Origin of the sequence: Photobacterium lucens (assembly GCF_009873615.1) — a bacterium.
In the GTDB taxonomy this organism is placed as follows: Bacteria; Pseudomonadota; Gammaproteobacteria; order Enterobacterales; family Vibrionaceae; genus Photobacterium; species Photobacterium lucens.
The window spans coordinates 1-378 of record NZ_SSMG01000238.1 but is presented as its reverse complement, the minus strand read 5'-3'; the positions used below and the strand labels follow the sequence as shown (position 1 = coordinate 378).

The window sequence follows — 378 nt, the reverse complement described above, 5'->3', positions numbered from 1 at the left end:
AGCTATATACGAACCTTTGTTTGAGGATTACTATGTAATCAAAGCCGACATATCTTCATTTTATGAATCTATTTCTCATGATAGGCTTCAGAGAATAGTATTAGGTGACGGAAATGAAGAAATTAATAATAAGCTAAAATCATTAGATATAGACAACTTGAATTGCTATAAATCTTTAATAAATTGCTTATTAACAGTTTCTAAAAGTATACAAGATAGGAATTCCGGCCTTCCTCAAGGACCAGCATATGCTAGATACCTAGCAGAGCTATATTTAATTGAATTAGATTCAATACTCAAAAATTTATATCTATCAGGTGAAATATATCTATATCAACGTTATGTAGATGATATGTTTTTGGTTTGTAAGTCTAAGGC

Annotated in this window: 1 protein-coding gene; it reads left to right on the top strand. The window is 29.6% G+C overall.

The features are described from left to right. Positions 1-378, top strand: a 378-nt coding sequence (locus E5A76_RS20485; RefSeq protein WP_222932517.1) for an RNA-directed DNA polymerase, incomplete at both ends; no start/stop codon positions are given.